The 25,751-nt window shown below is 70.5% G+C and carries 21 protein-coding genes and 1 tRNA gene; 11 read left to right on the forward strand and 11 right to left on the reverse strand.

Annotated elements, in window-relative coordinates:
* Positions 1–21: 21 nt before the first annotated feature.
* The 3 genes from C6N31_RS15720 to C6N31_RS15730 all read right to left on the reverse strand — a co-directional run bounded on the left by C6N31_RS15720 (position 22) and on the right by C6N31_RS15730 (position 3,771).
* Entirely contained in the window at positions 22–867 is an 846-nt protein-coding gene (locus tag C6N31_RS15720; RefSeq protein WP_138358208.1) for a class II fructose-bisphosphate aldolase, read from the reverse strand.
* Between the two features lie 56 nt (positions 868–923).
* Complete coding sequence (locus tag C6N31_RS15725) at positions 924–1,820, reverse strand: SIS domain-containing protein (protein ID WP_138358206.1); 897 nt, start codon at positions 1,818–1,820, stop codon at positions 924–926.
* 187 nt (positions 1,821–2,007) lie between these two features.
* Positions 2,008–3,771 (reverse strand): glycoside hydrolase family 35 protein, encoded by a 1,764-nt coding sequence (locus C6N31_RS15730; RefSeq protein ID WP_198357700.1) that lies wholly within the window; start codon positions 3,769–3,771, stop codon positions 2,008–2,010.
* A 195-nt stretch (positions 3,772–3,966) separates the two neighbouring features.
* On the opposite strand from C6N31_RS15730, the gene C6N31_RS15735 reads away from it, so the two are divergent.
* The 6 genes from C6N31_RS15735 to C6N31_RS15760 all read left to right on the forward strand — a co-directional run bounded on the left by C6N31_RS15735 (position 3,967) and on the right by C6N31_RS15760 (position 11,065).
* Positions 3,967–6,393, forward strand: coding sequence for a polysaccharide lyase 8 family protein (locus C6N31_RS15735; protein ID WP_198357701.1), 2,427 nt, complete (start codon positions 3,967–3,969; stop codon positions 6,391–6,393).
* Between the two features lie 53 nt (positions 6,394–6,446).
* Positions 6,447–6,980, forward strand: coding sequence for a GNAT family N-acetyltransferase (locus C6N31_RS15740; RefSeq protein WP_307811407.1), 534 nt, complete (start codon positions 6,447–6,449; stop codon positions 6,978–6,980).
* Between the two features lie 151 nt (positions 6,981–7,131).
* Positions 7,132–8,193 carry an HpcH/HpaI aldolase/citrate lyase family protein gene (locus tag C6N31_RS15745; RefSeq protein ID WP_138358200.1) on the forward strand — a complete coding sequence of 354 codons (1,062 nt, stop codon included), beginning with the start codon at positions 7,132–7,134 and terminating at the stop codon, positions 8,191–8,193.
* Positions 8,194–8,198: 5 nt separating this feature from the next.
* The gene (locus C6N31_RS15750; protein ID WP_138358198.1) at positions 8,199–9,071 is read left to right on the forward strand and encodes an HpcH/HpaI aldolase/citrate lyase family protein; all 873 of its coding nucleotides are present in this window, start codon (positions 8,199–8,201) and stop codon (positions 9,069–9,071) included.
* A gap of 147 nt (positions 9,072–9,218) precedes the next feature.
* Positions 9,219–10,802, forward strand: a complete 1,584-nt coding sequence (locus tag C6N31_RS15755; protein ID WP_138358196.1) for an acyl-CoA carboxylase subunit beta — start codon at positions 9,219–9,221, stop codon at positions 10,800–10,802.
* A complete protein-coding gene (locus C6N31_RS15760; protein ID WP_138358194.1) occupies positions 10,802–11,065 on the forward strand; it encodes an acyl-CoA carboxylase epsilon subunit in 264 nt (87 codons plus the stop codon). The genes C6N31_RS15755 and C6N31_RS15760 overlap by 1 nt, the downstream gene beginning before the upstream one ends.
* A 112-nt stretch (positions 11,066–11,177) precedes the next feature.
* On the opposite strand, the gene C6N31_RS15765 is transcribed toward C6N31_RS15760, so the two are convergent.
* The 8 genes from C6N31_RS15765 to C6N31_RS15800 all read right to left on the reverse strand — a co-directional run bounded on the left by C6N31_RS15765 (position 11,178) and on the right by C6N31_RS15800 (position 21,601).
* A complete protein-coding gene (locus C6N31_RS15765) occupies positions 11,178–11,756 on the reverse strand; it encodes a GTP-binding protein (RefSeq protein ID WP_138358192.1) in 579 nt (192 codons plus the stop codon).
* Entirely contained in the window at positions 11,737–12,258 is a 522-nt protein-coding gene (locus C6N31_RS15770; RefSeq protein WP_138358190.1) for a DUF742 domain-containing protein, read from the reverse strand. Before C6N31_RS15770 ends, C6N31_RS15765 begins: the two co-directional genes overlap by 20 nt.
* Positions 12,259–12,370: 112 nt before the next feature.
* Positions 12,371–12,784, reverse strand: a complete 414-nt coding sequence (locus tag C6N31_RS15775; RefSeq protein ID WP_198357707.1) for a roadblock/LC7 domain-containing protein — start codon at positions 12,782–12,784, stop codon at positions 12,371–12,373.
* 9 nt (positions 12,785–12,793) lie between these two features.
* A complete protein-coding gene (locus C6N31_RS15780) occupies positions 12,794–15,988 on the reverse strand; it encodes a sensor histidine kinase (protein WP_381586281.1) in 3,195 nt (1,064 codons plus the stop codon).
* Between the two features lie 312 nt (positions 15,989–16,300).
* Entirely contained in the window at positions 16,301–16,906 is a 606-nt protein-coding gene (locus C6N31_RS15785) for a GTP-binding protein (protein ID WP_374117340.1), read from the reverse strand.
* The gene (locus tag C6N31_RS15790) at positions 16,887–17,294 is read right to left on the reverse strand and encodes a DUF742 domain-containing protein (protein WP_138358185.1); all 408 of its coding nucleotides are present in this window, start codon (positions 17,292–17,294) and stop codon (positions 16,887–16,889) included. Before C6N31_RS15790 ends, C6N31_RS15785 begins: the two co-directional genes overlap by 20 nt.
* A gap of 77 nt (positions 17,295–17,371) precedes the next feature.
* Positions 17,372–17,785: a roadblock/LC7 domain-containing protein gene (locus C6N31_RS15795; RefSeq protein ID WP_138358229.1), complete on the reverse strand. Its 414-nt coding sequence runs from the start codon at positions 17,783–17,785 to the stop codon at positions 17,372–17,374.
* A 9-nt stretch (positions 17,786–17,794) separates the two neighbouring features.
* Positions 17,795–21,601: a sensor histidine kinase gene (locus C6N31_RS15800; protein ID WP_198357702.1), complete on the reverse strand. Its 3,807-nt coding sequence runs from the start codon at positions 21,599–21,601 to the stop codon at positions 17,795–17,797.
* 602 nt (positions 21,602–22,203) lie between these two features.
* Between C6N31_RS15800 and C6N31_RS15805 the strand changes: the two genes are divergently transcribed.
* The 5 genes from C6N31_RS15805 to C6N31_RS15825 all read left to right on the forward strand — a co-directional run bounded on the left by C6N31_RS15805 (position 22,204) and on the right by C6N31_RS15825 (position 25,687).
* Positions 22,204–22,386, forward strand: coding sequence for a hypothetical protein (locus C6N31_RS15805; protein WP_138356494.1), 183 nt, complete (start codon positions 22,204–22,206; stop codon positions 22,384–22,386).
* 96 nt (positions 22,387–22,482) lie between these two features.
* Entirely contained in the window at positions 22,483–23,265 is a 783-nt protein-coding gene (locus tag C6N31_RS15810) for a fumarylacetoacetate hydrolase family protein (protein ID WP_138356493.1), read from the forward strand.
* The gene (gene gltX, locus C6N31_RS15815) at positions 23,258–24,739 is read left to right on the forward strand and encodes a glutamate--tRNA ligase (RefSeq protein ID WP_138356492.1); all 1,482 of its coding nucleotides are present in this window, start codon (positions 23,258–23,260) and stop codon (positions 24,737–24,739) included. Before C6N31_RS15810 ends, gltX begins: the two co-directional genes overlap by 8 nt.
* A gap of 56 nt (positions 24,740–24,795) precedes the next feature.
* Positions 24,796–25,527 carry an HAD family hydrolase gene (locus C6N31_RS15820; protein ID WP_164297872.1) on the forward strand — a complete coding sequence of 244 codons (732 nt, stop codon included), beginning with the start codon at positions 24,796–24,798 and terminating at the stop codon, positions 25,525–25,527.
* Positions 25,528–25,615: 88 nt separating this feature from the next.
* A tRNA-Gln gene (locus C6N31_RS15825) sits at positions 25,616–25,687 on the forward strand.
* The last annotated feature ends 64 nt before the right edge of the window (positions 25,688–25,751 follow it).

Genomic DNA, 25,751 nt, shown 5'->3' on the forward strand with positions numbered 1-25,751 from the left:
CCTGGAGCCGGCGCCGGCGCCCTAGCCCGCGGCCGGACCGGCCAGTACCCGCAGCAGTCGTGCCACCTCGTCCGTGACGGCGGAGCGCCCCGGGCCGAGGTACTTGCGGGGGTCGGTCAGTTGCGGCTGTGCCGTCAGCGTCTCGCGCACCGCCGCCGTGAAGCAGGCGTTGAGGTGGGTGGCGATGTTGACCTTCACCATGCCGTGCGTGACGGCCCGCGCCAGGTCCTCGTCCGAGACGCCCGACGAGCCGTGCAGGACGAGCGGCACCCTGACATCGGCTCGCAGCCGTCCGATCAGCTCGAAGTCCAGCGCAGCGGTCCGCGTGCTCATCGCGTGCGACGTGCCGACGGCGACGGCCAGGCCGTCCACGCCGGTCGCCGCGACGTACGCCGCCGCCTCGGCCGGATCGGTGCGCACGCCCGGCGCGTGCACCCCGTCCTTGCCGCCGACCTCGCCCAGCTCGGCCTCCAGCCAGACGCCCGCGCGGTGGCAGTGCTCGGCCACCGAGGCGGTGACGGCCACGTTCTCCTCGTAGGGCAGCGTCGAGGCGTCGAACATCACCGAGGTGAGGCCCAGCGCGACGGCCTGCTCCACGAGCATGCGGTCGGTCGCGTGGTCGAGGTGGACGGCGACCGGTACGGAGGCGGCGCGGGCGATGGCGAGGGTCGCGGCCGCGACCGGCTCCAGGGCGCCGTGGTAGAGCACCGCGTTCTCGCTGATCTGCAGGATCACCGGCAGACCCGCGCGCTCCGCGCCCGCCGTGATGGCGGTGGCGTGCTCCAGCTGGATGACGTTGAACGCGCCGACCCCCCGGCCGGCGGCCATCGCGGGGCCGGTGATCTCACCCGTGGTGACCAGTGGCATGGGATCCCCTTCAAGCAGTCGGATTCAGGTAGTCGGACGGAAGCAGGCGGAGCGCGTCAGGACAGAACGACGGAACGCGTCAGGTTGCGCGGGGTGTCGGGGTTGAGGCCGTTCGCCTCGGCGATGGCGACGGCCAGCCGCTGCACCCGGATCAGATCGGCCAGCGGGTCGGTGCCCGAGGCCTCCAGCGTGCCGCCGGTGCGCGCCACGTCCCCGTCCAGGCCCTCCGGGAGATCGCCGAAGACCCAGGCGATCCGGTTCGGGCCGGTGATCGAGATGGGGCCGTGCCGGTACTCCATCGCGGGGTACGACTCGGTCCAGGCGCCCGCCGCCTCCCGCATCTTGAGGCCGGCCTCCAGCGCGATGCCGTAGGACCAGCCGGTGCCCAGGAAGCTGAACTGTTCGGCGCCCAGCAGGTCCGGCGACAGCACCTCGGCGATCGCGCGGCGCGCGTCGGCGACGGCGGGCGCGATGTCCTCGCCCAGGTGGGTGCGGAGCAGCGCCAGCACGCTGGTCGCGAAGCGGGTCTGGACGACGGACTTCTCGTCGGCGAAGTCCAGCACGACCAGGTCGTCCACGAGGTCCACGATCGGGGTGTCCGGATCGCCGATGACCGCTGTGGTCCTGACCGTTCCGCGCGTCCCGCCCGTCCCGCGCACCTTGCGGAGCAGTTCCAGCACCTCGGTGGTGGTGCCGGAGCGGGTGATGGCCACGATCCGGTCGTAGTCGCGGCCGTAGGGGAACTCGGAGGCGGCGAAGGCGTCGGTCACGCCCAGCCCGGCGCGCTCGCGCAGCACGGCGTACGACTGGGCCATGAACCAGGAAGTACCGCAGCCCACGACCGCGACCTTCTCCCCGGTGGCGGGCAGCAGGCCCGCGACCTCGGGGATGAGTCCGGCGGCGCGCTCCCAGCACTCGGGCTGGGTGGCGATCTCTTCCGCGGTGATCGACATGGAGGTGCCGTCCCTTCGTCGTTCCGTCCGTCAGGTCGGACGGTACTGGATGCCCCGCCCGGATCCGGTGGCGAGGTGGAAAAATGGACTAGACCAGATGGATGGACCGCAGAACCGGTCGACGGAACCGGTCGACAAAACCGGTCGACGGAACCGGCCAGTGGAGCCGGCCTGTGGAACCGGCCGGTCAGCCGAGGTCGGGTTCGGTGCGGATCTCGACGAACGGTCCGGCGTGCCCGTCGAGTTCGAGGACGGCGATCTCGTTGCGGCCGGGACGCAGCAGAGGCCACGGCACGTAGAGGGTCCGCTGCGGGCCGCGGTCCCAGTAGCGGCCCAGGCAGAAGCCGTTGACCCAGACGTAGCCCTTGGTCCAGCCGGGCAGCGCGAGGTAGCCGTCCGCGGGCACGTCGACGTCCAGGAAGCCGCGGTGGAACGCGGCGGGGGCCGGGCTGCTTGAGGCAGCGGCGGCGCCCCACGGCAGGCTGTCCGGCGTCCCGTCGCCGAGCGGCACCGGCTCGGCGGTCCAGCCGTGCAGGTACTGCTGGGTGTGCAGCACGCCCGACAGGCCCTTGCGGTCGCCGATCGCGGCACCGTAGTTGACCCGGCCCATGGACTCGACGAGCAGCTCCAGCCGGGCGGCCGACCCGTCCACCGCGATCTCCGGCCGCTCGTCGCCGTCGCGTTCCAGTACGGCGGCCTGTGCGCCGTCCACGAAGACGTGCGCCCGGTCGGCCAGCCCCTCCAGGGTGAGCGGATACGCCTTGCGGGGGCCGGGGATGCTGGTCCGGTAGAGCACCAGGCCGTGGGCCAGGCCGAGTTCCTCGAAGGACGGCGGCACCGGGGAGTGGACGGTGCCGGTCGAGAGCTGCCCGATGACGTCGAACAGCGGTACGGACTCGGTGAGTTCGATCCGGGCGGGCGCCAGCAGCGGCGGCATCGGCTCGGGGTCCGGCGCCGGCTGTTCGGCGTAGGCCGCGAGCACCTCGCGGAACGCCCAGAACTTGGGGGTGGGCGCGCCGCGCTCGTCGATCGGCGCGTCGTAGTCGTAGGACGTGATCGTCGGCTGGTAGCCCTCGCCGGTGCGCGGGTCGGCGGTGTTGGCGCCCGCCCAGGTACCGAAGTTGGTGCCGCCGTGCGCCATGTAGAGGTTGACGGAGGCGTCGTTCTCCAGGATCTCGCGCAGCGCGCCGGCGGCGTCCTCGGGGGAGCGGACGGTGTGCTTCTCACCCCAGTGGTCGAACCAGCCGTTCCAGAACTCCATGCACATCGCCGGGTCCTGCGGCCGGAAGCGGCGCAGCTCGCCGAACGCCTCGGTGGCGCGGCTGCCGAAGTTGACGGTGGCGAGATGGCCGGGGGCAGCCCCGCCAATGAGGAAGAAGTCCTCCGGACCGTCGGAGGTGAACAGCGGGACGTCGATCCCGCGCGACCTCAGGCCGTCGGCGAGGTACTGCAGGTAAGCGCTATCCGTACCGAATGACCCGTATTCATTTTCTATTTGGACCATCAGCACATTTCCGCCCCTGGTGGTCTGATGGGCCGCGATCATCGGGATCAGCCGGTCGTACCAGCGGTCCACATGGGCCAGGTACTGCGGGTCGGCGACCCGCAGCCGCAGGTTGCGGTCGGCCAGCAGCCACCAGGGCAGTCCGCCGTTCTCCCACTCCGCGCAGATGTACGGGCTGGGGCGCACGATCGCGTGCAGGCCGGCCTCGGCGGAGGCGCGCAGGAAGGCGTCCAGGTCGGCGATGCCGTCGAAGTCGTACTCGCCGGGGCGCGGCTCGTGGAGGTTCCACGGGACGTACGTCTCCACGGTGTTCAGGCCCATCGCGCGCAGCATGCGCAGCCGGTGCGGCCACTGTTCGGGGAGTGTGCGGAAGTAGTGCAGTGCGCCGGACAGCAGGCGCAGGGGGCGGCCGTCGAGGGAGAAGCCCTCGGGTGACATCTCGAGCATGAGGGTTCTCCGGTGCTGTGACGTGCTGCTGCGGTTGGCGTCAGCGTGATCGTAAGTGGGCGTTCCTGTCGCCACAATCCAAAGAATCAAACAGTGTTCAATCCGTTGTGGGGTGCGGAACGCCCGTGATAGAAACCGCTTACTAGAGAGAAGTGAAGCACACCGTCGTCTTCGCCCATGGAGGTTCCAACCGCCATGCCCTCCCCCTGGTCCCGCCGGACATTCCTCGCCGGAAGCGGCGCCGCGACCGTTGCCGCAGGCCTTCCCGCCGCCTCGCCCGCTGCCGCCGCACCTGCTGCCACCGCCCCCGCCGCGGCCGCCACCACGGAGGCCGCGGACGCCTTCGACACCCTGCGGCTGCGCTGGCGCGCCCTCACCCTGGGCACCGGATTCGACGCCGCTGCCGAGCCGTACGCGACGAAGCTCGCCACCCTCGGCACCGCCGCGCGCACCTCACTGGCGTCCATGGCCCCGGCCACCGGATCGCTCTGGCCCGACCAGCCGCTGAGCAGCACCGCCTCCATCACCGGCAGTTACGCCCGGCTCAACGAGATGGCGCAGGCCTGGGCCCAGCCCGCCACCGGCTCCACCGCCGACCCGGCGCTGATCGCGGCGGTCGTGCGGGGCCTGGACCACCTCTACGGGCAGGTCTACAACGAGAACACCACGCCGTTCCTCCCCAACTGGTGGGACTGGCAGATCGGCAGCCCCCGGCTCCTGCTCGACACGGTGACCGTGGCCTACGACGCGCTGAGCGCGGCTCAGACCGCCTCCTACCTGCGGGCCGTCGACCACTTCGTGCCGGACTCCGCCGTCGGCTCGTACTCCGGCACCAGCACCGGCGCGAACCGGGTCGACCTGTGCCGGGTCATCGCCACCCGGGGCGTGCTGGGCAAGTCGGCGGCGAAGCTGGTGCTGGCCCGCGACGCGCTGTCGCCGGTCTTCCCGTACGTGACGACCGGCGACGGGCTGTACGCCGACGGCTCGTTCGTCCAGCACACCTATGTCGCGTACACCGGCTCCTACAGCGAGGTGCAGATCGACGGCCTGGCGCGGCTGTTCGCCCTGCTCGCCGGCTCCACCTGGGCGGTCACCGACCCGAACCGGCAGATCATCCTGGACTCGGTCGAGAAGGCGTACGCACCCTTCCTCTACAACGGCCTGGTCATGGACGCCGTCTCCGGGCGCGCCATCAGCCGGGGCGTCGCCACCACCGATCCCACCCGTATCCAGGGCGACGACCACCGGCGCGGTCATCCGCTGCTCGCCCACATCGCGCTGCTCGCCGAGGGCGCGAGCGCCAACGAGCGGACCCGCTGGCAGGGCCTGGTGAAGGGCTGGATCCAGCGCGACTACTACAGCCCGGTGCTGGCGGACGCCAAGCTCGGCACAGCCGACCTCGCCCGGCTGCAGGCCATCGCCGACAGCGCCGTGACCGCGGTGGCGGAACCCGTCGCGCACCGGCTCTTCACCGGCATGGACCGGGCCGTCCACCGCCGCGCCGACTGGGCCGCCGCGATCAGCATGGCCTCGAAGCGCATCACGTACTACGAGAACGGCAACGGCGAGAACCTGCGGGGCTGGCACACCGGCTCGGGCATGCTCTCCTGGTGGGGCTCCACCTACGGCAACGGCCAGTACAGCGACGCCTTCTGGCCCACCGTCGACCCGTACCGGCTGCCCGGCACCACGGTGTCGAAGAAGGCACTCGCGGACGGGGAGGGCGGCGCGTGGGGCGCGGCGCGGCCGGACGTGACCTGGGTCGGCGGCGCCACGGACGGAGTGTTCGCGGCGGTCGGCCAGCACCTCAAGGGCCTGTCGAGCACGATGAGCGCCCGCAAGTCGTGGTTCTGTCTGGACGACACGGTCGTCTGTCTCGGCGCGGGCATCACCAGCACCGACGGCACGGCCGTCGAGACCGTCGTCGAGAACCGGAACCTCGGCGCGACCGGCACCCACGGCCTCGCCGTCAACGGCACCACGCAGTCCACGGCGCTCGGCTGGTCCGCGACCCTGGCCGGCACCACCTGGGCCCGGATCACCGGCTTCGGGGGCTATGTCTTCCCGGGCGGCGGGGGAGCGACGGTGAAGGCGGTGCGCGAGGCGCGCACCGGCACCTGGGCCGCCATCAACACCGGCGGCACGACCGATGCGCTGACCCGCCGCTATCTCACCCTCTGGCTCGACCACGGCGTGAACCCGACCAACGCCTCCTACGCCTATCTCGTCATGCCGGGCGCGACCGCCGCCGCCACCGCGGCCCGCGCCGCCGCCACCGGCTGGCTGGTGACCCTCGCCAACACCGCCGCGCAGCAGGGCGTCTCGGTGCCGTCGCTGGGGTTCACCGGGATCAACTTCTGGTCGGCGGGCACCGTCGGCGGCGTCACCGCCTCGCTCCCGGCCTCCGTCATGATCCGCGTCAGCGGCACCACGGCCACGGTCTGCGTCTCGGAGCCGCCCCGGTCCGGCGGCTCGCTCGACATCACCTGGAGCCGGCCGGTGTCCGCCGTCACCTCCAAGGACGCCACAGTCACCGTCACCGGCACCGGGGCCTCACTGCGGCTCACCATCGCGCCGGGCACCACCGGGGCGACCCACCGGGCCACGGTGACTCTGGCGTGACACGCGGTCTAAATGATTCGTTCACGCGGGCAGCTTGCTCGTAAGGTGCCCGCGTGACGGATGACAGGACGCAGGACAACACGCCCACCGGCCGGTACAACGGCAGGCTGGAGATCCGGCCCGCGGACATCGGGGACGCGGTTGTCATCGCCGAGATCCACCTGGCGTCACGCGCCGGCACCATGCCGTACCTCCCTCCGCAGCAGCGGAGCCTGGAGGAGGTCGCGTGGTGGGTGGAGAACATCGTGCTCACCGAGGGCCAGGCCTGGGTGGCGGTCGACTCCTACGGCGAGGTGCTCGGCTACGCCGCGCTGGAGGGCGACATGCTGGAGCAGCTGTACCTGCGGCCGGAGGCCCGCCGCCGGGGCGTCGGCTCGGCGCTCCTCGGCGAGGTGCGGCGCAACAGTCCCGACGGCCTGTCGCTGCACGTCTTCCAGGCCAACACCGGCGCCCGCGCGTTCTACGAGCGGCACGGCTTCACCGTCCTGGACACCAACGACGGCAGCCGCAACATGGAGAACCTGCCCGACATGACGATGCGCTGGATTCCCGGCACGGGCACGGGCACGGGTACGGCTACGGAGTAGGGAGCAGGGAGCGTTGGCCAGGGCATACGGCCGGGCTGCTGACACGCGGTGACCAACGGCACACATACTGGCCGGTAACGTGCGGCAGTGGTGGCCGTAGGGTGATCGCCGTACGCTCCTCCCCACCCTCGACCGACATCCGGGAGACCGCATGCGTTCCGCGAAGGACTTCTTCCGCCCGCTGGCCGTAGGGGCTCCGGCCCCGGTACGGGAGGTGCCGTTCCGGCCCTCGCGGATGATCCACTTCTTCGATCCGGGCAACGAGAAGATGGCTGCCAAGGTCCCCTCCATCGCGCCCCAGGTGGACGTGCTGCTGGGCAACCTGGAGGACGCCATCCAGGCCGACCGCAAGGAGGCCGCCCGGAACGGGCTCGTGCAGATCGCCAAGGCGACGGAGTTCGGCGACACCCAGCTGTGGACGCGGATCAACAGCCTGGACTCGCCGTGGGCGCTGGACGACCTGCTCACCCTGGTCACCGAGATCGGCGACAAGCTCGACGTCATCATGGTGCCCAAGGTCGAGGGCGCCGAGGACATCCACTACGTCGACCGGCTGCTGGCGCAGCTGGAGGCGAAGGCCGGCATCACGCGGCCGATCCTGGTGCACGCCATCCTGGAGACCGCGACCGGCGTCGCGAACGTCGAGGAGATCGCCGGCGCCAGTCCCCGGATGCAGGGCATCTCGCTGGGCCCGGCCGACCTGGCCGCCAGCCGCCGGATGAAGACCACCCGGGTCGGCGGTGGCCACCCCGGCTACCTGGTCAGGGAGGACCCGAACCCGTCCGACGCCGACGCCCCGCGCGCCACGTTCCAGCAGGACCTGTGGCACTACACGATCGCCCGCATGGTCGACGCCTGCGCGGCGCACGGGATCCTGCCGTACTACGGGCCCTTCGGCGACATCCGCGACACCCTCGCCTGCGAGGACCAGTTCCGGAACGCCTTCCTGCTCGGCTGCGTCGGCGCCTGGAGCCTGCACCCGGTGCAGATCGCCATTGCCAAGAAGGTCTTCTCGCCCTCCCCGGCCGATGTCGCCTGGGCCCGCAAGGTGATCGACGCGATGGGCGACGGCACCGGCGCCGTCATGATCGACGGCAAGATGCAGGACGACGCGACGTACAAGCAGTGCCTGGTGGTCTCCGAACTGGCCGACACCCTCGCCGCCCGCGACCCCGAGCTCGCCGAGGCGTACGCCGCGGCAGAGAAGGAGTGACGACCATGACGGACAGCACCCTCCGCCCCCGCCGCTCCGTGCTCTACATGCCCGGGGCCAACGAACGCGCGCTGGAGAAGGCCAAGACGCTCCCCACCGACGCGCTCATCCTCGACCTCGAGGACTCCGTGGCGCCGGACGCCAAGGCCGACGCCCGCAAGCGCGTCGCGGCCGCCGCCGCGTCCGGGGAGTACGGCTACCGCGAGGTGACGATCCGGGTCAACGCCCCGGACACCGAATGGCACGCCGACGACCTGCGTGCCGCCGCCGAGGCCGGCCCGGACGCCGTCGTCGTCCCCAAGGTCGACTCCCCGGAGACCGTACGGGCCGTCGAGCGCGCCCTGGAGGCGGCCGGCGCCCCCGACCGCACCGCGATCTGGGCCATGATCGAGACGCCGCAGGCGATGTTCGACGCCCGCGCCATCGCCGCCGCGAGCGAGCGGCTGACCGTCCTGGTGATGGGCACCAACGATCTGGCCAAGGAACTGCACGCCGAGCACGTCCCCGGCCGGGCCCCGCTGCTGACCGGTCTCTCGCTGGCGCTGCTCGCCGCCCGCGCCACCGGCAAGACCATCTTGGACGGTGTCTACAACGACGTGCAGGACCTGGCGGGCTTCGAGGCCGAATGCCTCCAGGGGCGCCAGTTCGGATTCGACGGCAAGACCTTGATCCACCCGAAGCAGCTGGAGCCCTGCAACCGGCTCTTCGCACCCTCCGACGATGCGGTCGCACACTCCCGCCGGATCATCGAAGCCTTCGATCAGGCCACGTCAGAGGGGCGCGGCGTGGTCACGGTCGACGGCCGGATGATCGAGAACCTGCACGTCGAGGACGCCCGCCGGATCCTCGCGCTGGCCGGAGCGGTCGCCGGACGGTAGGGCGAAAGGTACAAAAAACCGGGTCCCGCGTGCCATGCGCGGGGCCCGGTCCTCTTTTGGTTCTGTCGATACCCGCCATGAAGTCGGAGCGGACACTGTACGAAGTGGACCCCCCGTTCGCGGGGGTCCCGCTCGTACTGTCGATACATGAGCTTTCTGGAAGAGGTGCCCGTCGAGGTGAACGACGCTCGCGGGCGCGTGGCCGAGCTTCGCGCGATCCGCGAGCAGGTCCTGCGCGGCCCCAGCGAGCGGGCGACCGAGGCGCAGCGCGCCAAGGGCAAGCTGACCGCACGCGAGAGGATCGCGCTGCTGCTGGACGAGGGCTCCTTCAACGAGGTCGAGCCGCTGCGCCGGCACCGCGCCACGGGCTTCGGCCTGGAGGCGAAGAAGCCGTACACCGACGGTGTCATCACCGGCTGGGGCACCGTCCACGGCCGGACCGTGTTCGTCTACGCCCATGACTTCCGGATCTTCGGCGGCGCGCTCGGCGAGGCGCACGCCACCAAGATCCACAAGATCATGGACATGGCCATCTCCTCGGGCGCCCCGCTGGTGTCGCTGAACGACGGCGCCGGCGCCCGTATCCAGGAGGGCGTCTCGGCGCTCGCCGGCTACGGCGGCATCTTCCAGCGCAACACCCGGGCCTCGGGTGTCATCCCGCAGATCTCCGTGATGCTCGGCCCGTGCGCGGGCGGCGCGGCCTACAGCCCGGCGCTGACCGACTTCGTCTTCATGGTCCGCGAGACCTCGCAGATGTTCATCACGGGACCGGACGTCGTCCAGGCCGTGACCGGCGAGAAGATCTCCCAGAACGGGCTCGGCGGCGCCGACGTCCACTCCGAGGTCTCCGGCGTCTCGCACTTCGCCTACGACGACGAGCAGCACTGCCTCGAAGAGGTCCGCTACCTGCTCTCGCTGCTCCCGCAGAACAACCGGGAGAACCCGCCCGCCACCGAGACCTCCGACCCGGCCGACCGCCGCGGCGACGTCCTGCTGGACCTCGTGCCGGCCGACGGCAACCGCGCGTACGACATGCGCAAGGTCATCGAGGAGATCGTCGACGAGGGCGAGTACCTGGAGATCCACGAGCGGTGGGCCACCAACATCATCGTCGCGCTCTCCCGGCTGGACGGCCAGGTGGTCGGCATCATCGCCAACCAGCCCAACAGCATGGCGGGCGTCCTGGACATCGCGGCGTCCGAAAAGGCCGCGCGTTTCGTCCAGATGTGCGACGCCTTCAACATCCCGCTCATCACTCTCCTGGACGTACCCGGCTTCCTGCCGGGCGTCGACCAGGAGCATGGTGGGATCATCCGGCACGGAGCGAAGCTGCTCTACGCGTACTGCAACGCCACCGTGCCGAGGATCTCGCTGATCCTGCGCAAGGCCTACGGCGGCGCCTACATCGTCATGGACTCCCAGTCCATCGGGGCCGACCTCACGTACGCCTGGCCCACCAACGAGATCGCGGTGATGGGCGCCGAAGGTGCCGCCAATGTCATCTTCCGCAAGCAGATCGCCGAGGCCGACGACCCCGAGGCCATGCGTGCCCGCATGGTCAAGGAGTACAAGGCCGAACTGATGCACCCCTACTACGCCGCGGAACGCGGTTTGGTGGACGACGTCATCGACCCGGCCGAGACCCGCGAGGTGCTCATTCGCTCGCTGGCGATGCTCCGGACCAAGCACGCAGACCTGCCGTCGCGCAAGCACGGCAACCCGCCGCAGTAATGGAGACCACCTTGAGTACTCCCGCCGACACCCTGGCCCCCGACGCTCTGGCCCCCGACACCGTGACCCCGGACACCCTGGTCCGCGTCGAGAAGGGCCACGCCAGCGCCGAGGAGCTCGCGGCTCTCACCGCGGTCCTGCTGGCCCGCGCCGCCGCCAACGGCCACGCCGCCACCAGCTACGAGCAGCCCCGCTCCACGGCCGGCTGGCGCCGCCTGGAGCGCACTCCGGGCTTCCGCAGCTCGCACAGCTGGCAGGGCTGATCCCGCCGGTACGTCCCTGACGTGCCTCAGCACGACAGAAACACCGCAGAACGACAGAACGCCGGGCGGCCCCCGTAGGGGCCGGCCCGGCGTTTCTCGTTTGGGGGGATCCTCAGCGCAGGCGCGCCATCAGCGCGTGCTCCACCAGGGTGATCAGCGCGGACTTCGCCTCACCGCGGTTGCGGGCGTCCGTGGTGATGATCGGTGCCTCGGGCCCGATCTGCAGGGCCTCGCGCACCTCCTCGGGGCCGTACGGCTGGTGGCCGTCGAAGCCGTTGAGCGCGATCACGAACGGCAGGCCGCTGTTCTCGAAGTAGTCCACGGCCGGGAAACAGTCCGCGAGCCGCCGGGTGTCCACCAGGACGACGGCGCCGATCGCTCCGCGCACCAGGTCGTCCCACATGAACCAGAAGCGGTCCTGGCCCGGGGTACCGAACAGGTACAGGATCAGGTCCTCGTCCAGCGTGATGCGGCCGAAGTCCATCGCCACGGTGGTCGTGGTCTTGTCGGGCGCGTGCGTCAGGTCGTCGATACCGGCCGACGCGGAGGTCATCACAGCTTCGGTGCGCAGCGGGTTGATCTCCGAGACGGCACCGACGAACGTGGTCTTGCCCACGCCGAACCCGCCCGCCACCACGATCTTCGCGGAGGTCGTGGAGCGGGTCGCCCCGTTAGAGCTTGCGAAGTCCACTGAGCACCCTTTCAAGCAATGTCACTTCTGGCTGACCACCCGCGGACTCGTCGCCACCGGGCTGGTGGACGGCGACCAGCCCGGCCTCGGCCAGGTCGGCGACGAGAATACGGGCGACACCGAGAGGGATCGTCAGCAGTGCGGAGATCTCCGCCACCGACTTGATCTCCCGGCAGAGAATGCAGATCCGCTGGTGCTCCGGCAACTGCCCCCGCAACTGCACCGGGTCGGCCGTGGTGCTGACCAGCGCCTCGATGGCGAGCTGGTAGCGCGGCCGGGTCCGGCCCCCGGTCATGGCGTACGGCCGCACCAGCCCGGAAGGGGCCTGGGCGCGCTGCCGGCCGGGCCGTGCCGGTGCCTGCGGCGGATCGTACGGCTGGATCCGGGGCTGGCGGTAGCGCGGCTCGGGGTCAGGAGTCGGAGCCGAGGGGAAGTTGTAACGGTTCAGAGGCGGCTGCTGCTGCTGGCTGCCGTACGGATCTCCGCCTGGTGGCGTTGTCACGGTTCCTCCTCCTGATGAAGGTTGTGGGGGCTGCGTTCCCGCACCCTATGGGTACGGGGACGCGCCCGCACGCCTGTCCGTTAGTTGAGCAGGCACCTAGTTGAGAAGACTGCTAATTGAGCAAACTGCCTTGAAGTTCGGAGCGGAGGTCGGGGGTGAGGACGGTCCCGGTCCGGTCGACCAGCAGGGCCATCTCGTACCCGACGAGGCCGATGTCGCACTCGGGGTGAGCGAGTACGGCGATCGAGGAACCCTCGGAGACGGACATGAGGAAGAGGAATCCGCGTTCCATCTCCACGACCGTCTGGTTGACGGCGCCGCCTTCGAAGATGCGGGAGGCTCCGGCGGTGAGCGAGGTCAGGCCGGAGGCGACGGCGGCGAGCTGGTCGGCGCGGTCACGAGGGAAACCCTCGGACATCGCGAGCAGCAGGCCGTCGGCGGAGACCACCACCGTGTGGGACACCCCAGGGGTGTTGTCCACGAAGTTGGTGATCAACCAGTTCAGATTCTGTGCCGCCTGGCTCATCGGACTCAACTAACGCTCCTGGTTCTGAGGGCCACCGTAGTGATGGTCGGGGGCCTGGCCGTTCGTGTCAGTTCCCGCAGTGCGTCCCTGCTGGACGCCACGGCGCAGATTGCTCAGCCGGCCGCGGACGTCCTCCGGCGCGCGGGAGACCTGTGGGCCGCCCTGCGGAGTCTGCTGTGCGGTACCCGCGACCAGGTTGGCCTTGGGTACTCGACGGGGCAGGCCGGAGGGGGTTACCCCACCCGCCTTGGGTTCGCGGACCTGTTCGGCCCGCTGCCAGTGCTGGTCGTTCTGGGAACGCCAGTCGGTCTCGGCCTCTTCCGGCGCCTGTTCCGGCTCCGGATCGGGCTGGGGGACCGGCTGGACCGCCGGCTCCGCCGCCACCTGGTCCGGTTGCGGCCACTGCCGGTCGCGGCGTGGCAGGCCGGCATCCGTCAGCGAGGGGGAGCCTACGCTCTCCGGCGCCCCGAAGGGGGCCCCGGGAACGGAATCCGGCGCCTGCTGATCCTGCTGGGCGACGGGCTGCGCCCAGTCGTCCAGCACGGGTGGGACGGGAGCTCCGGAAGGTGCGGGCTGGACCGGGAAGTCCTGCTGCCACTCCGGCTCGTAGGACGACGGCTGCTGGTACGCGGGCTGCGCACCGTACGGGTCGCCCTGACCGTTGTACTCCGGCTGGCCGGCGAAGTCCTGCCCGCCGAAGTCCTGCCCCTGGAAGTCCTGCGCCGGGTAGCCCTGGCCCTGGAAGTCCTGGCCCGGGGCGTAGCCGCCGTCGTACTGCGGCTCGTACCCCTGCTGGTCCTGCTGTCCCCGCTGCCGCGGGATGTCGTCGCCGAACATCGCGACGTCCTCCGGCCGTTCCGAGGCCGAGGCCTCCAGTTGGGCACGGCGCTCCTCGCGCTGCAGCGAGCGGCCGACGGGGTCGAGCTGCCCGGGGGCGCCGGAGGCCGTGAACGCGGACTCGTCCGACCGCTCGTACTGGGAGTCGTCGAAGCCCAGCTCGGCGGCGGTCGGCTGGTAGCCGAACTCGGCGGTCGAGTGCTCGGGGACGATGCGCGACACGGTGAAGTCCGAATCGTCGTCCTCGGGCAGCTGGTCCTCGCCGCCACCACCGTGGGTGATCGGCTCCGGGAGCATGACGAGCGAGGTGGTGCCGGCCTGCTCGCCCGAGGGGCGCAGCTGGACGCGGACACCGTGCCGGTCGGCGAGCCGGCCGACCACGAACAGGCCCATCCGCTGGGAGATCGCGACGTCCACGGTCGGCGGGTCGGCCAGCTTGTGGTTGATGTCGGCGAAGTCCTCGGCGGTCAGGCCGATGCCCTTGTCGTGGATCTCGACCATGACGCGGCCGTCCGGCAGCCGGGTCGCGGTGACCCGCACCTTGGTCTGCGGCGAGGAGAACGTGGTGGCGTTCTCCAGCAGCTCGGCCAGCAGGTGCACGAGGTCGGTCACGGCGGTGCCGTGGATTTCCGTCTCCGGTATCCCGACCAGCTCGATGCGCTCGTACGCCTCCACCTCGGAGGCCGCCGCGCGCAGCACGTCGACGAGCGGGACCGGCTGGTTCCAGCGGCGGCCCGGCTCCTCGCCGGCGAGGACCAGCAGGTTCTCGCCGTTGCGCCGCATACGGGTGGCGAGGTGGTCCATCTTGAACAGGTTCTCGAGCTGGTCCGGGTCCGCCTCGTTGTTCTCCAGCTCGGTGATCAGCGTGAGCTGTCGCTGGATGAGGCCCTGGTTCCGGCGCGAGAGGTTGGTGAAGATCGCGTTGACGTTGCCCCGCAGCAGAGCCTGCTCGGCGGCGAGCCGCACGGCCTCGCGGTGCACCTGGTCGAAGGCGCGGGCGACCTCGCCGATCTCGTCGTGGCTGGTGATCGGGATCGGCTGGACCGTGGTGTCCACCCGGCCCGGGTCGGTGCGCGACAGCTGGTCGACCAGCCCCGGCAGCCGCTGTTCGGCGACGTCGAAGGCGGCGTTGCGCAGCTTGCGCATGCTGCGGCTCATGTTGCGCGCCATCATGCCCGCGATGATGAAGGCGACGATCAGGGCGAGGACGACGATGGCCGCGTTGATGATCGCGTCGGTCTTGGCGCTGGAGGAGATGGTCTCGGCGTCGCCCACGGCCGTTTCTGCGAGGTTCTGCTCGACGGTCCGGTACGCGTCGAAGGCGAGCGTGTTGCTGGCGAACCAGCTCTCCGGGGTGATGCCCTCGGCGCGGAGCTCCTTGGCCGACTTGTCCGAGGCGATCTCGGCGACCATCTTCTCGATGCCCGGCGGGGGCACGAACGTCTGACCGGCCTGCTCGGCCTGCGCGGCGGCGGCCGTGAGCTGCTCCTTGCCCTTCTTCTCCGCGGCGGCCTGGGCGTCCTTCAGGTGCTGGGCGTCGGCGGGGGTACCGCCGCCGCTGTACTCCTGGAGCGCGATGCCCTGCAGGTAGAGGTACGAGGTGAGGGCGGTCTGCTGGAGCTTCTTCTCCCTGGCCGGCACCTGGCCCTCGACCAGGATGTGCATGCCGATGGAGCGGCTCAGCGACTCGGCGGCCTTGGCCAGCGAGATGGCGTAGAGGGTGCGGCCGTAGCTGGTGATGTTCCCGGTGCCGAGGTTCAGCTCGTTGGAGAGTTCCATCAGCGGGTGCTGCACGCTGACGTACGCCTCTTCGGTCTGCTTGTCGGGCAGCTGCCGGGTGTAGGCGGCCTTGCGGATGGTCTGCAGGCGGGGCTCCGCCTTGCGGAAGCCCTCCACGCGGCGCTCCAGGGAGGCGGAGGCGGGCATCTGGTCGACGGCTTCGTTGAAGACCTGGGCGGCGGCGTCGGTGGCCGCGTAGGCCCCTGTCACCACCGGGTCGTCCCGCCTGCCCTGCACCAGGGGAACGACCGTGACGTCACGTTCGTTGATCAAGGCGTGGCTGTAGCCGGCCGCCGCGCGCACCAGGATGGCGGTGCGCTTGGCGGCGTCCGCCTGCTGCCAGGTGTGCACGGAGTTCTGCACGGTGAAGCCGCCCATGACGAGGGCGACGAGTACCGGGATGAGGAGGATGGCGTTCAGCCTGGTGGCCACCCGCCAGTTGCGCACCGCGAAACGGCTGCCGGACCCGGCAGGCTCCGGGGTGGCGACAGCGGTCGCGTCGGGCACGCCCTCGTACCGCTGGGGCGGTGTGAAATTGCCCCGGGGGCCATCCGCGGAGCCCGGCTCTGCTCGCCTCGTGTCCCTCACTTGACCAACAACCTCTCGGCGACAACACAGCAAAGTGCCGTTACTACTCTCGGGTTCTGCGAATTTCAGCACGTCATGGGGGTAGTAGCCAAACGTCGTACAAAGTGCAACGAACACTCGAACACGCTGACATAAATAGGGCATAAGCTCTTTGGGGTGCCAAATCGCACGACTGGTATCACCGCAACGGAACCAGTCGAGCGCGGGGGGTGTTCGCCACCCGTCGATTCTCTGTCGAAACGTTATGAACGCAAGAACCGGCCGTGTCAAATGACACAGCCGGTCCTGGGGACAACTGGCAACCATGAAGGCTTACTTGAGTCGAGCCAGCAATGCGTGCTCCACGAGCGTGATCAACGCGCTCTTCGCCTCGCCGCGGTGGCGGGCGTCCGTGGTGATGATCGGAGCCTCGGGCCCGATCTGCAGCGCCTCGCGTACTTCCTCCGGCCGGTAGGGCTGGTGGCCCTCGAAACCGTTGAGGGCGACGACGAACGGCAGGCCGCTGTTCTCGAAGTAGTCCACGGCCGGGAAACAGTCCGCCAGCCTGCGGGTGTCGACCAGCACGACGGCGCCGATCGCGCCCCGCACCAGGTCGTCCCACATGAACCAGAAGCGGTCCTGGCCCGGCGTACCGAACAGGTACAGGATCAGGTCGTCATCGAGGGTGATTCGGCCGAAGTCCATCGCCACCGTGGTGGTCGTCTTGTCCTGGACGTGGCTGAGGTCGTCGATCCCGGCCGACGCGGAGGTCATGACGGCCTCCGTGCGCAGCGGGTTGATCTCCGAGACCGCGCCGACGAACGTGGTCTTGCCCACGCCGAAGCCGCCCGCCACCACGATCTTGGCCGAGGTGGTGGACCGGGCCACAGGCGGGCCGTAAGCCGCCTGCGGTTGCGGTCTAGAGCTTGCGAAGTCCACTGAGCACCCTTTCGAGCAGTGTCACATCAGGCTGTCCGCCGGCCTCGCCACTGCCCGGCTGGTGGATAGCGACCATGCCGGCCTCGGCGAGGTCGGCCACGAGAATGCGGGCCACGCCGAGCGGGAATCCCAGCAGCGCGGAGATCTCCGCGACCGACTTGATCTCCCGGCAGAGGTGGCAGATCCGCTGGTGTTCGGGGAGCAGCCCCTGGTACTGGCCCGCATCGGCCGTGGTGCTGACCAGCGCCTCGATGGCGAGCTGGTAGCGCGGCCGGGTACGGCCACCGGTCATGGCGTACGGCCGCACCAGCGGCTGGTCGCCTTCATCCCCGTACGGCGCGTGGTGGGACGCGCCGTACGGGCCCGGCGAGGCGGGTGGCGGGGTCATGAGGGTCCTCCGTGTCCGGGCAAAACGGTCTCGGTGCAGGAAGTACGCATCGTGCGGTGAAAACGTGATCAGAGCAGTCAGTGCATCAGGCTGCCCTGGAGTTCGGAGCGGAGGTCGGGGGTGAGGACGGTCCCGGTCCGGTCGACCAGCAGGGCCATCTCGTACCCGACGAGGCCGATGTCGCACTCGGGGTGAGCGAGTACGGCGATCGAGGAACCCTCGGAGACGGACATGAGGAAGAGGAATCCGCGTTCCATCTCCACGACCGTCTGGTTGACGGCGCCGCCTTCGAAGATGCGGGAGGCTCCGGCGGTGAGCGAGGTCAGGCCGGAGGCGACGGCGGCGAGCTGGTCGGCGCGGTCACGAGGGAAACCCTCGGACATCGCGAGCAGCAGGCCGTCGGCGGAGACCACCACCGTGTGGGACACCCCAGGGGTGTTGTCCACGAAGTTGGTGATCAACCAGTTCAGATTCTGTGCCGCCTGGCTCATCGCACTCAACTATCGCTCCTGGTTATTCGTGCCGAAGCCCCGGCCGTCGGTGTTGCCATTGCCTGCCTCGCGGCCCTGCTGGATGCCACGCCGGAGGTTCGTCAGCCGGCCGCGCACATCGTCGGGCGCCCGGGAGACCTGAGGACCGCCCTGCGGCGCCTGCTGGGGGGTTGCCCCGCCTGCGACCAGGTTGGCCTTGGGTACCCGGCGCGGCAGACCGGAGGGAGTGACCCCGCCCGCCGACGGCTCGCGGACCTGTTCGGCCCGCTGCCGGAGTTCGTCGTTGGGAGAGGTGCGCCAGTTCGGCGTCTCCCGGGGCGCCGGCTGGGTCGGCTGGGCCGGAGTGACCGGCCGCGCCTGGACCGGAGCCGGTGCGGGCTGTTCGGCCCGGGCCCGCTGGGGCTGCTGCTGCGGCTGGGCCGGCGGCGTCTGCCGGGGCTGCGGAGCGGGACGGGCCGGAGCCGCGGGCGCGGCGGCGGTGGGAGCGGCGGGCGCCGCCCGTTCCACGTGCACCTGCTGCATCCGCTCGGCCTGACCGGTACGGAACCAGTCGGACTCCATCGTTGCGAAGATCGGCGTGGGCTCGTCACCGCGCGGCGGGGCCGGCGGCAGTGCCATCGGCTCGTTGACCGGCGGCAGTTGCGGCTCGACGCCGCGGTTCGGCTGCCGGTTGGCCTGCTGTGGGTAACCCTGCTGCTGATTGCCCTGCTGGCCGTTCTGCGACGGCTGGCCCTGCTGCGGCGGCCGGTTCCCGTTGAACCCGCCCGCGGCCGGAGGCCCGCCGCGCTGCGGCAGACCCTGGGCCGGGACGTTCTGGCCCGGGTACGGCTCGGTCAGCGACCGGTCGCCCGCCGGGGGAGTGCCGACCACCGGGAACTGCCCGGTGTCGGTCCGGCCGTCGGGGTAGCCGGGGCCGGCCTGCTGCCGGCCGGCCGGCAGCGGGAACTCGCCGGTACCGCTGTTGTCGGGCTGCGCGGGGCGCTGGAACTCACCCGTGGACTCCGGCTGGTACCCGTCGGGGCGAGCCCCGCCGCGTACCGGGGCCGGGCCCGGTGCTCCGCCGAAGACGTCGGAACGGAAGCCGCCGGGGCCCGCGTCCTGCGCGGTGGGCGCGGGGTACGGGTTGTTCGTCGGGGAGAACGGGTCGCCGAGCGGCAGACCGGCGTCCTGCCGGGAGCCGGCACCCGGGTTCGGGCGCTGGTAGTCGCCCCGCGGCTGCGGCTGCTGCGGTGCCGGGCGTGAGCCGGGCGGCGGGCCGTCGAAGTCGGGGCGCTCGAACCTGGCGGTGGACTCCACGTCCTCGTGGCCGCGCGGAGCGTCCATCGCCGGGCCGCGGTCGGCCGGAGCGGGGAAGCCCTGCTGCGGGTTCCCGCTGCGCTGCGGCTGGCCCTGCGGGGGCTGGCCGCCCTGCGCCCAGCTCGGTCCGGACGGCTGCGGCTGGCCCTGCGGCTGGCCGTTGTGCTGGCCGCCGCGCCGGGTGCCGGTGCCGCCCTGGCCACCGAGGCCGGGGCCGCCGCCGGAGTTCAGCGCCGGGCGCTGCCCGCCGCCCGCGACCTGGCCGCGCTGCGGCGGCCGGCCGACCTGTCCCGCGGGACCGGCGGGGGCACCGAAGGCGTTGGTGGCGGGGGCGCCGGGGCCGTTGGGCGTACCGGGCATGCCCGTCGCGATCGGGCCGCGCTTGCCTGCGGCCGCGTTCTTGGCGTTCTGGCCGCCCTGCGTGACGTCCACCGGCAGCATGACGAGCGCGGTGGTGCCGCCGGAGTCCGACGGGCGCAGCTGGATGCGGATGCCGTGTCGCAGGGACAGCCGGCCGACCACGAACAGGCCCATGCGGCGGGAGACCGAGACGTCCACGGTCGGCGGGTTCGCGAGCCGCTCGTTGATGTCCGACAGGTCCTCGGGCGAGAGCCCGATGCCGGTGTCGTGGATCTCGATGAGCACCCGGCCGTCCGGCAGCGCGTGGCCGGTGACCTTCACCTTGGTCTGCGGGGAGGAGAACGAGGTGGCGTTCTCCAGCAGCTCGGCGAGCAGGTGGACGAGGTCGTTGACGATACGGCCGGTGACCTCGGCGGCGGGCACCGAGGTGAGCTCGATGCGCTCGTACTGCTCCACCTCGGAGGCGGCGGCACGGAGCACGTCGACCAGCGGGACCGGGCGGGTCCAGCGGCGGCCCGGCTCCTCACCGGCGAGGACGAGGAGGTTCTCGCCGTTCCGGCGCATACGGGTCGCGAGGTGGTCGAGCTTGAAGAGGCTGGACAGCTGGTCCGGGTCCTGCTCGCGGCTCTCCAGCTCGGAGATGAGCGAGAGCTGGCGCTGGATGAGGCCCTGGCTGCGGCGCGAGAGGTTGGTGAACATCGCGTTGACGTTGCCTCGCAGGAGCGCCTGCTCGGCGGCGAGCCGGACGGCCTCGCTGTGGACCTCGTCGAACGCGCGGGCGACCTGGCCGATCTCGTCCCGGCTGTGGATACCGATCGAGACGACGGACGTGTCGACGTCCTGCGGGTCGGACTCCGACAGCTGCTTGACCAGCTCGGGCAGCCGCTTCTGGGCGACGTCCTGGGCGGTCTCCTGCAGCCGGCGCAGGGAGCGGATCATCGAGCGGGCCACGATGAAGGCGCCGACGACGGCGACACCGAGGACGATCAGGATGATCGCACCGTCGATGATCGCCTGGCGCTGGGCCTCGCCCCGCAGCTTGAGGGCCTGCTGCTGCATCTCGTTGAGCAGCGACCGCTCGATGTTGGTCATCGCCTGGATCTTGCTCCGGGCGGCGTCGTCCCAGTCGCGGTAGGTGGCTCCGGTGGCCTGGAAGGTGTTGATGCCGCCCTTGGAGTTCAGGATCCGGGTGGCGTTGGTGTCGTGGTTCTTGATCGTGTCGTTGCCGCCCTCGAGGGGGGCCATCAGCTCGACGGAGTCGGCGCCGCCGTAGATCTTCCCGAACCGGGTCAGCGCGGTCTTCTCGGACTGCGCGGCGGCCTTCGCGTACTGCCAGTCGTTCTCCGAGAGCGTGACGCCGCCCTGCGGGGCGAGCGCGGCGCTGATCACCGCGCGCTGGATGGATTCGAACTCCTTGGCGGAGGAGAACGCGGCCAGCGCGCGGGTGCTGCGGATCATTTCCTGGTTGCTGGTCGCCTGCGCCATGTCCTGGGACAGCGAGAGCAGCGACTGGATCAGCGAGTCGTACTTGTTGACCGTCAGCGCGATGTACTGCGGCTGCTGGTAGGCCTGGTCACGGATCTCGTTGATGCTGCCGAGCTGCTGCTCGATCGCGAGCAGGGTGGAGCGGACACCGACGAAGACCTGGTCGTTCGGGTCGACGTCGTCGGTGGTGCTCTGGAAGAGCTTGCGGTAACGGTCGGTCGTCTCCCGGGAGGCGCCGACGGCGTCGTCGCTCTTGCCGGTGCCGGAGGACATCGGTCCCGCGGAGCGGTCCCGTTCCTCCTGCAGCGCGCCGGCGAGGTCGGTCGCGTGCTCGGTGATCTCGGTGAGCTGCTTCATGTGCTCGAGCTGGGCGATGTTGTCCAGCGAGCTGGAGATACGCAGCGCACCGAGCGAGGTGGCCGCGACCACCGGCAGGGCGAGCAGAGAGATCAGACGGGTGCTGATCCTCCAGTTGCGCATGGCTATTCGGGGGCCTGGCTTACCGACACCGCCCGTGATCCGGCCGGCGTCGATGCCGCTGTGCGTGCTTGAGCGTCCGGCGGCCGCGGTGTTCACGGCGTCGTCGGATCGCTGCGGCGACGGACCGCTGTTGGCTCCGCCGGGCTGCTCCGGGTCGCCCGCAGCGCCGCTGTCCCTCTTGAAACGTCCCTGCACTAGCGTCGCAACCTCTGGACCAGGCGTCCCCCGCATGTGCGGCGGGACGGTGTCGAGTCATGGGGGCCCCGGTGATCCCGGAGTAGGGATGACCGACGATGCCCTTCACCGCCACTCGATGCTCGTACGCGCCCCCTGACGCGCTGGCTTCGATTGATGTGGCGGTCCGGGGAATTCCAGCACAGTGCAGGATCTCCAACAAGGGCCGCAGCCCAGTCAATGACATGAGTGACTGACTGCGCCGGTCCGGGCACAGAGCGTTCAGGTCCGTTTCGGCGAAAGCCCGCGATTCTGGAACTTTTGGGCACCGAAGGGCGCTCCGGGCAGGGCGAACGGCTCGTGTCCGGGTGGAGGGTAAGGTCCGTGAACTCCCGTAATGTCCGCTTGGTGGAGGGGCGCGGACCGCCCGATTCGGGCCTTATGCCGGGTAGTTCGTGAGCAAAATCACAACGAGATCGTTGCCTGGGTCGCGTAAATCGGGGAACTGTCGCCACTAGCCTGGATCTTTACGCACGGCAGCGTTCTGTAAACCAGTGCACCCAGGTGACCCCGCAGACCCGCGTCGCAACCGGCGCCCCGACCCCCTGAGGCCCAGACACCCCATGAAGACCACCATGCTGTTCCGCCCGATCGCCAACCCGCGCCGCACCACCCTCATGCACCTCAAGGATGCCGAGGAACTGCAGGCCCCGGTGATCGCGGCCGAGGACATCATCGGCGACGAGCTGCCGCAGCAGACGGCCAACCCGCGCCGCACGATCCTCATGGACGCGCCCACCGCCTGAACCACGGGCAGCGGCGGAAATCAGCAGGGTGCGCCCGGGGCCTCACGTTAACCTGGAGAGATCCAGTCTTCGGCCAGTGAGGGGCAGCAGCTTCCCGTGCGCATCGCCAGGTTCTCCATCGACGGCAATGTCGCCTTCGGCGCGGTCGAGGGCGACCCGACCGTCCCCGACGGTCTCGTCCTCGACATCATCAAGGGCATCCCGTTCGCCGAATTCGAGCTCTCCGGCACCAAGGTGCCGCTGAGCAAGGTCCGGCTCCTTCCGCCGGTGCTCCCGAACAAGGTCGTCGCCATCGGCCGCAACTACGCCGAACACGCCGCGGAACTGGGCAACGAGGTCCCCGCGGTCCCGGTCGCCTTCTTCAAGCCGTCCACTTCCGTGGTCGGATCCGGTGACCCGATCGTGTACCCCTCGTTCTCGAACGAGGTGCACCACGAGGCCGAGCTGGCCGTCGTGATCAGCCGGCTGTGCCGCGAGGTCCCGCGCGAACGCGTCAAGGACGTCATCCTCGGCTACACCTGCGCCAACGACGTCACCGCACGTGACGCGCAGCGCGCCGAGGGCCAGTGGGCCCGCGCCAAGGGCTTCGACTCCGCGTGCCCCCTCGGCCCCTGGATCGAGACCGATCTGGACCCCTCCGACCTGGCCATCACGGCCACGGTCAACGGCGAACTGCGCCAGGCGGGCCGGACCAGCCAGATGGTCCGCTCGATCGAGGACCTGATCGTGCACATCACCGAGGCGATGACGCTGCTCCCGGGCGACGTCATCCTCACCGGCACCCCGGCAGGCGTCGGACCGCTCAACGTCGGCGACGAGGTCGCCGTCTCCATCGAAGGCATCGGCACTCTCACCAACAAGGTGATCAAGCGTGGCTAGCGCATCCCCCGTACGCGTCCGTTTCTGTCCCTCGCCGACCGGCAACCCGCATGTGGGCCTGGTCCGCACCGCCCTGTTCAACTGGGCGTTCGCCCGGCACCACCAGGGCAAACTGATCTTCCGTATCGAGGACACCGACGCGGCCCGGGACTCCGAGGAGTCCTACCAGCAGCTGCTCGACGCGATGCGCTGGCTCGGCTTCGACTGGGACGAGGGTCCCGAGGTCGGCGGCCCGCACGCCCCGTACCGGCAGTCCGAGCGCATGGACATCTACGCGGACGTCGCGAAGAAGCTCCAGGACGCCGGGCACGCCTACGACTGCTACTGCACCACGCCCGAGCTGGACGCCCGCCGGGCCGCCGCCCGCGCCGCAGGCAAGCCGTCCGGCTACGACGGCCACTGCCGTGACCTCGGCGCCGAGCAGATCGCGGCCTACCAGGCCGAGGGCCGCACGTCGATCGTCCGCTTCCGGATGCCGGACGCGCCGATCACCTTCACCGACCTGGTGCGCGGCGAGCTGACCTTCACCCCGGAGAACGTGCCCGACTTCGGCATCGTCCGGGCCAACGGGGCGCCGCTCTACACGCTGGTCAACCCGGTGGACGACGCGCTGATGGAGATCACGCACGTGCTGCGCGGCGAGGACCTGCTGTCCTCCACCCCGCGGCAGATCGCGCTCTACGGCGCCCTCGCCGAGATCGGCGTCGGCAACGGCACCACCCCGGCGTTCGGCCACCTCCCGTACGTCATGGGTGAGGGCAACAAGAAGCTCTCCAAGCGCGACCCGGAGTCCTCGCTCAACCTGTACCGCGAGCGCGGCTTCCTGCCAGAGGGTCTGCTCAACTACCTGTCGCTGCTCGGCTGGTCCCTCTCGGCCGACCAGGACCTCTTCTCGATGGAGGAGATGGTCGCGGCCTTCGACATCGCGGACGTCAACGCCAACCCGGCGCGCTTCGACCTCAAGAAGTGCGAGCACATCAACGCCGAGCACCTGCGGATGCTGGACGTGAAGGCGTTCATGGCGGCCTGTGCCCCGTGGCTGAAGGCGCCGTTCGCACCCTGGGCCCCCGAGGCGTTCGACCAGGCGGCCTTCGAGGCCATCGCCCCGTACGCCCAGACCCGCCTCCAGGTCCTCTCGGACATCACGGCCAATGTCGACTTCCTCTTCCTGGACCAGCCGGCCGAGGACGAGGCGTCCTGGCAGAAGGCGATGAAGGAGGGCTCCGACGCCCTGCTGCGCACCGCCCGCGCCAAGCTCGCCGACGCGGATTGGTCCGACCCGGAGTCGCTGAAGGGCGCCGTGCTGGCGGCCGGCGAGGAGCACGGCCTGAAGCTCGGCAAGGCCCAGGCCCCGGTCCGCGTGGCGGTCACCGGCCGCACGGTCGGCCTGCCGCTCTTCGAGTCCCTGGAGGTGCTCGGCCGCGAGCGCACCCTGGCCCGCGTCGACGCCGCACTGGCGAAGCTCGCCGGCTAGGGCCTGTCCGGTCCTGGGGCTGACGGCTCCGGGGCCACCGTCCTAGGGTTGGCGGCATGCCGATCCGTGCGGTCCTCTGGGACGTAGACGACACCCTGTTCGACTTCACGACAGCCGACGAGCAGGGGTTTGTGCAGCATGTGGTGGCCGAGGGCCTGGCCGGCGGATCCGAATCCGCCGGCCAGGCCCTCGGTCGTTGGCAGTTGATCACCGCGCGCCACTGGCAGCGTTTCGCGGACGGAGCCGTCGACTACGAGGGCCAGCGCCGCGACCGGGTCCGCGAGTTCCTGGGTGAGCCGCTGAGCGACGCGGAGGCGTCCGCCTGGTTCTCCCGTTACGTCTCCCACTACGAGGCCGCCTGGGCCCTGTTCCCGGACGCCTCGCCCGCCGTGGCGGCGCTGGCGCCCGGCTACCGGCAGGGAGTTCTGTCGAACTCCAGCACCGTCCACCAGGAGCGCAAGCTGCGCACGCTCGGGCTGCGGGACCGTTTCGAGGTGCTGCTGTGCGCGGCGGAGCTGGGGGTGAGCAAGCCCGCCGCCGGGGCGTTCCTGGCGGGGTGCGCGGCGCTGGGCCTGCCGCCCGCCGAGGTGGCGTACGTCGGCGACCAGCCCGAGATCGATGCCCGTGGTGCGGACGAGGCGGGTCTGTTCGGCATCTGGCTGGACCGCCGGGGCACCGCCGCGGGACCGGATATCCCGTCGGGCCTGCGAAGGATCATCGGACTGGCTGAGCTGCCCGCGCTGCTGGCTGCGAATACCGGTTTTGGAGCCCCGTCCCCCATCGGGTAATGTTCTTCCTGCGCCGCCCAACCGGGCCGAAAGGCCAGGCCGGAAGCGCAACATCAAACAAACCCCCGGCCAGGGGGTTGTGTTTTGGTGGGGTATGGTGTAATTGGCAACACGAGGGTTTCTGGTTCCCTTATTCTAGGTTCGAGTCCTGGTACCCCAGCGCAGTACAAAGCAAGTGCGAGCCCCCGTTGTGTAGCGGCCTAGCACGCTGCCCTCTCACGGCA

The organism is Streptomyces fildesensis (genome assembly GCF_016107395.1).
GTDB classification, from domain to species: Bacteria; Actinomycetota; Actinomycetes; order Streptomycetales; family Streptomycetaceae; genus Actinacidiphila; species Actinacidiphila fildesensis.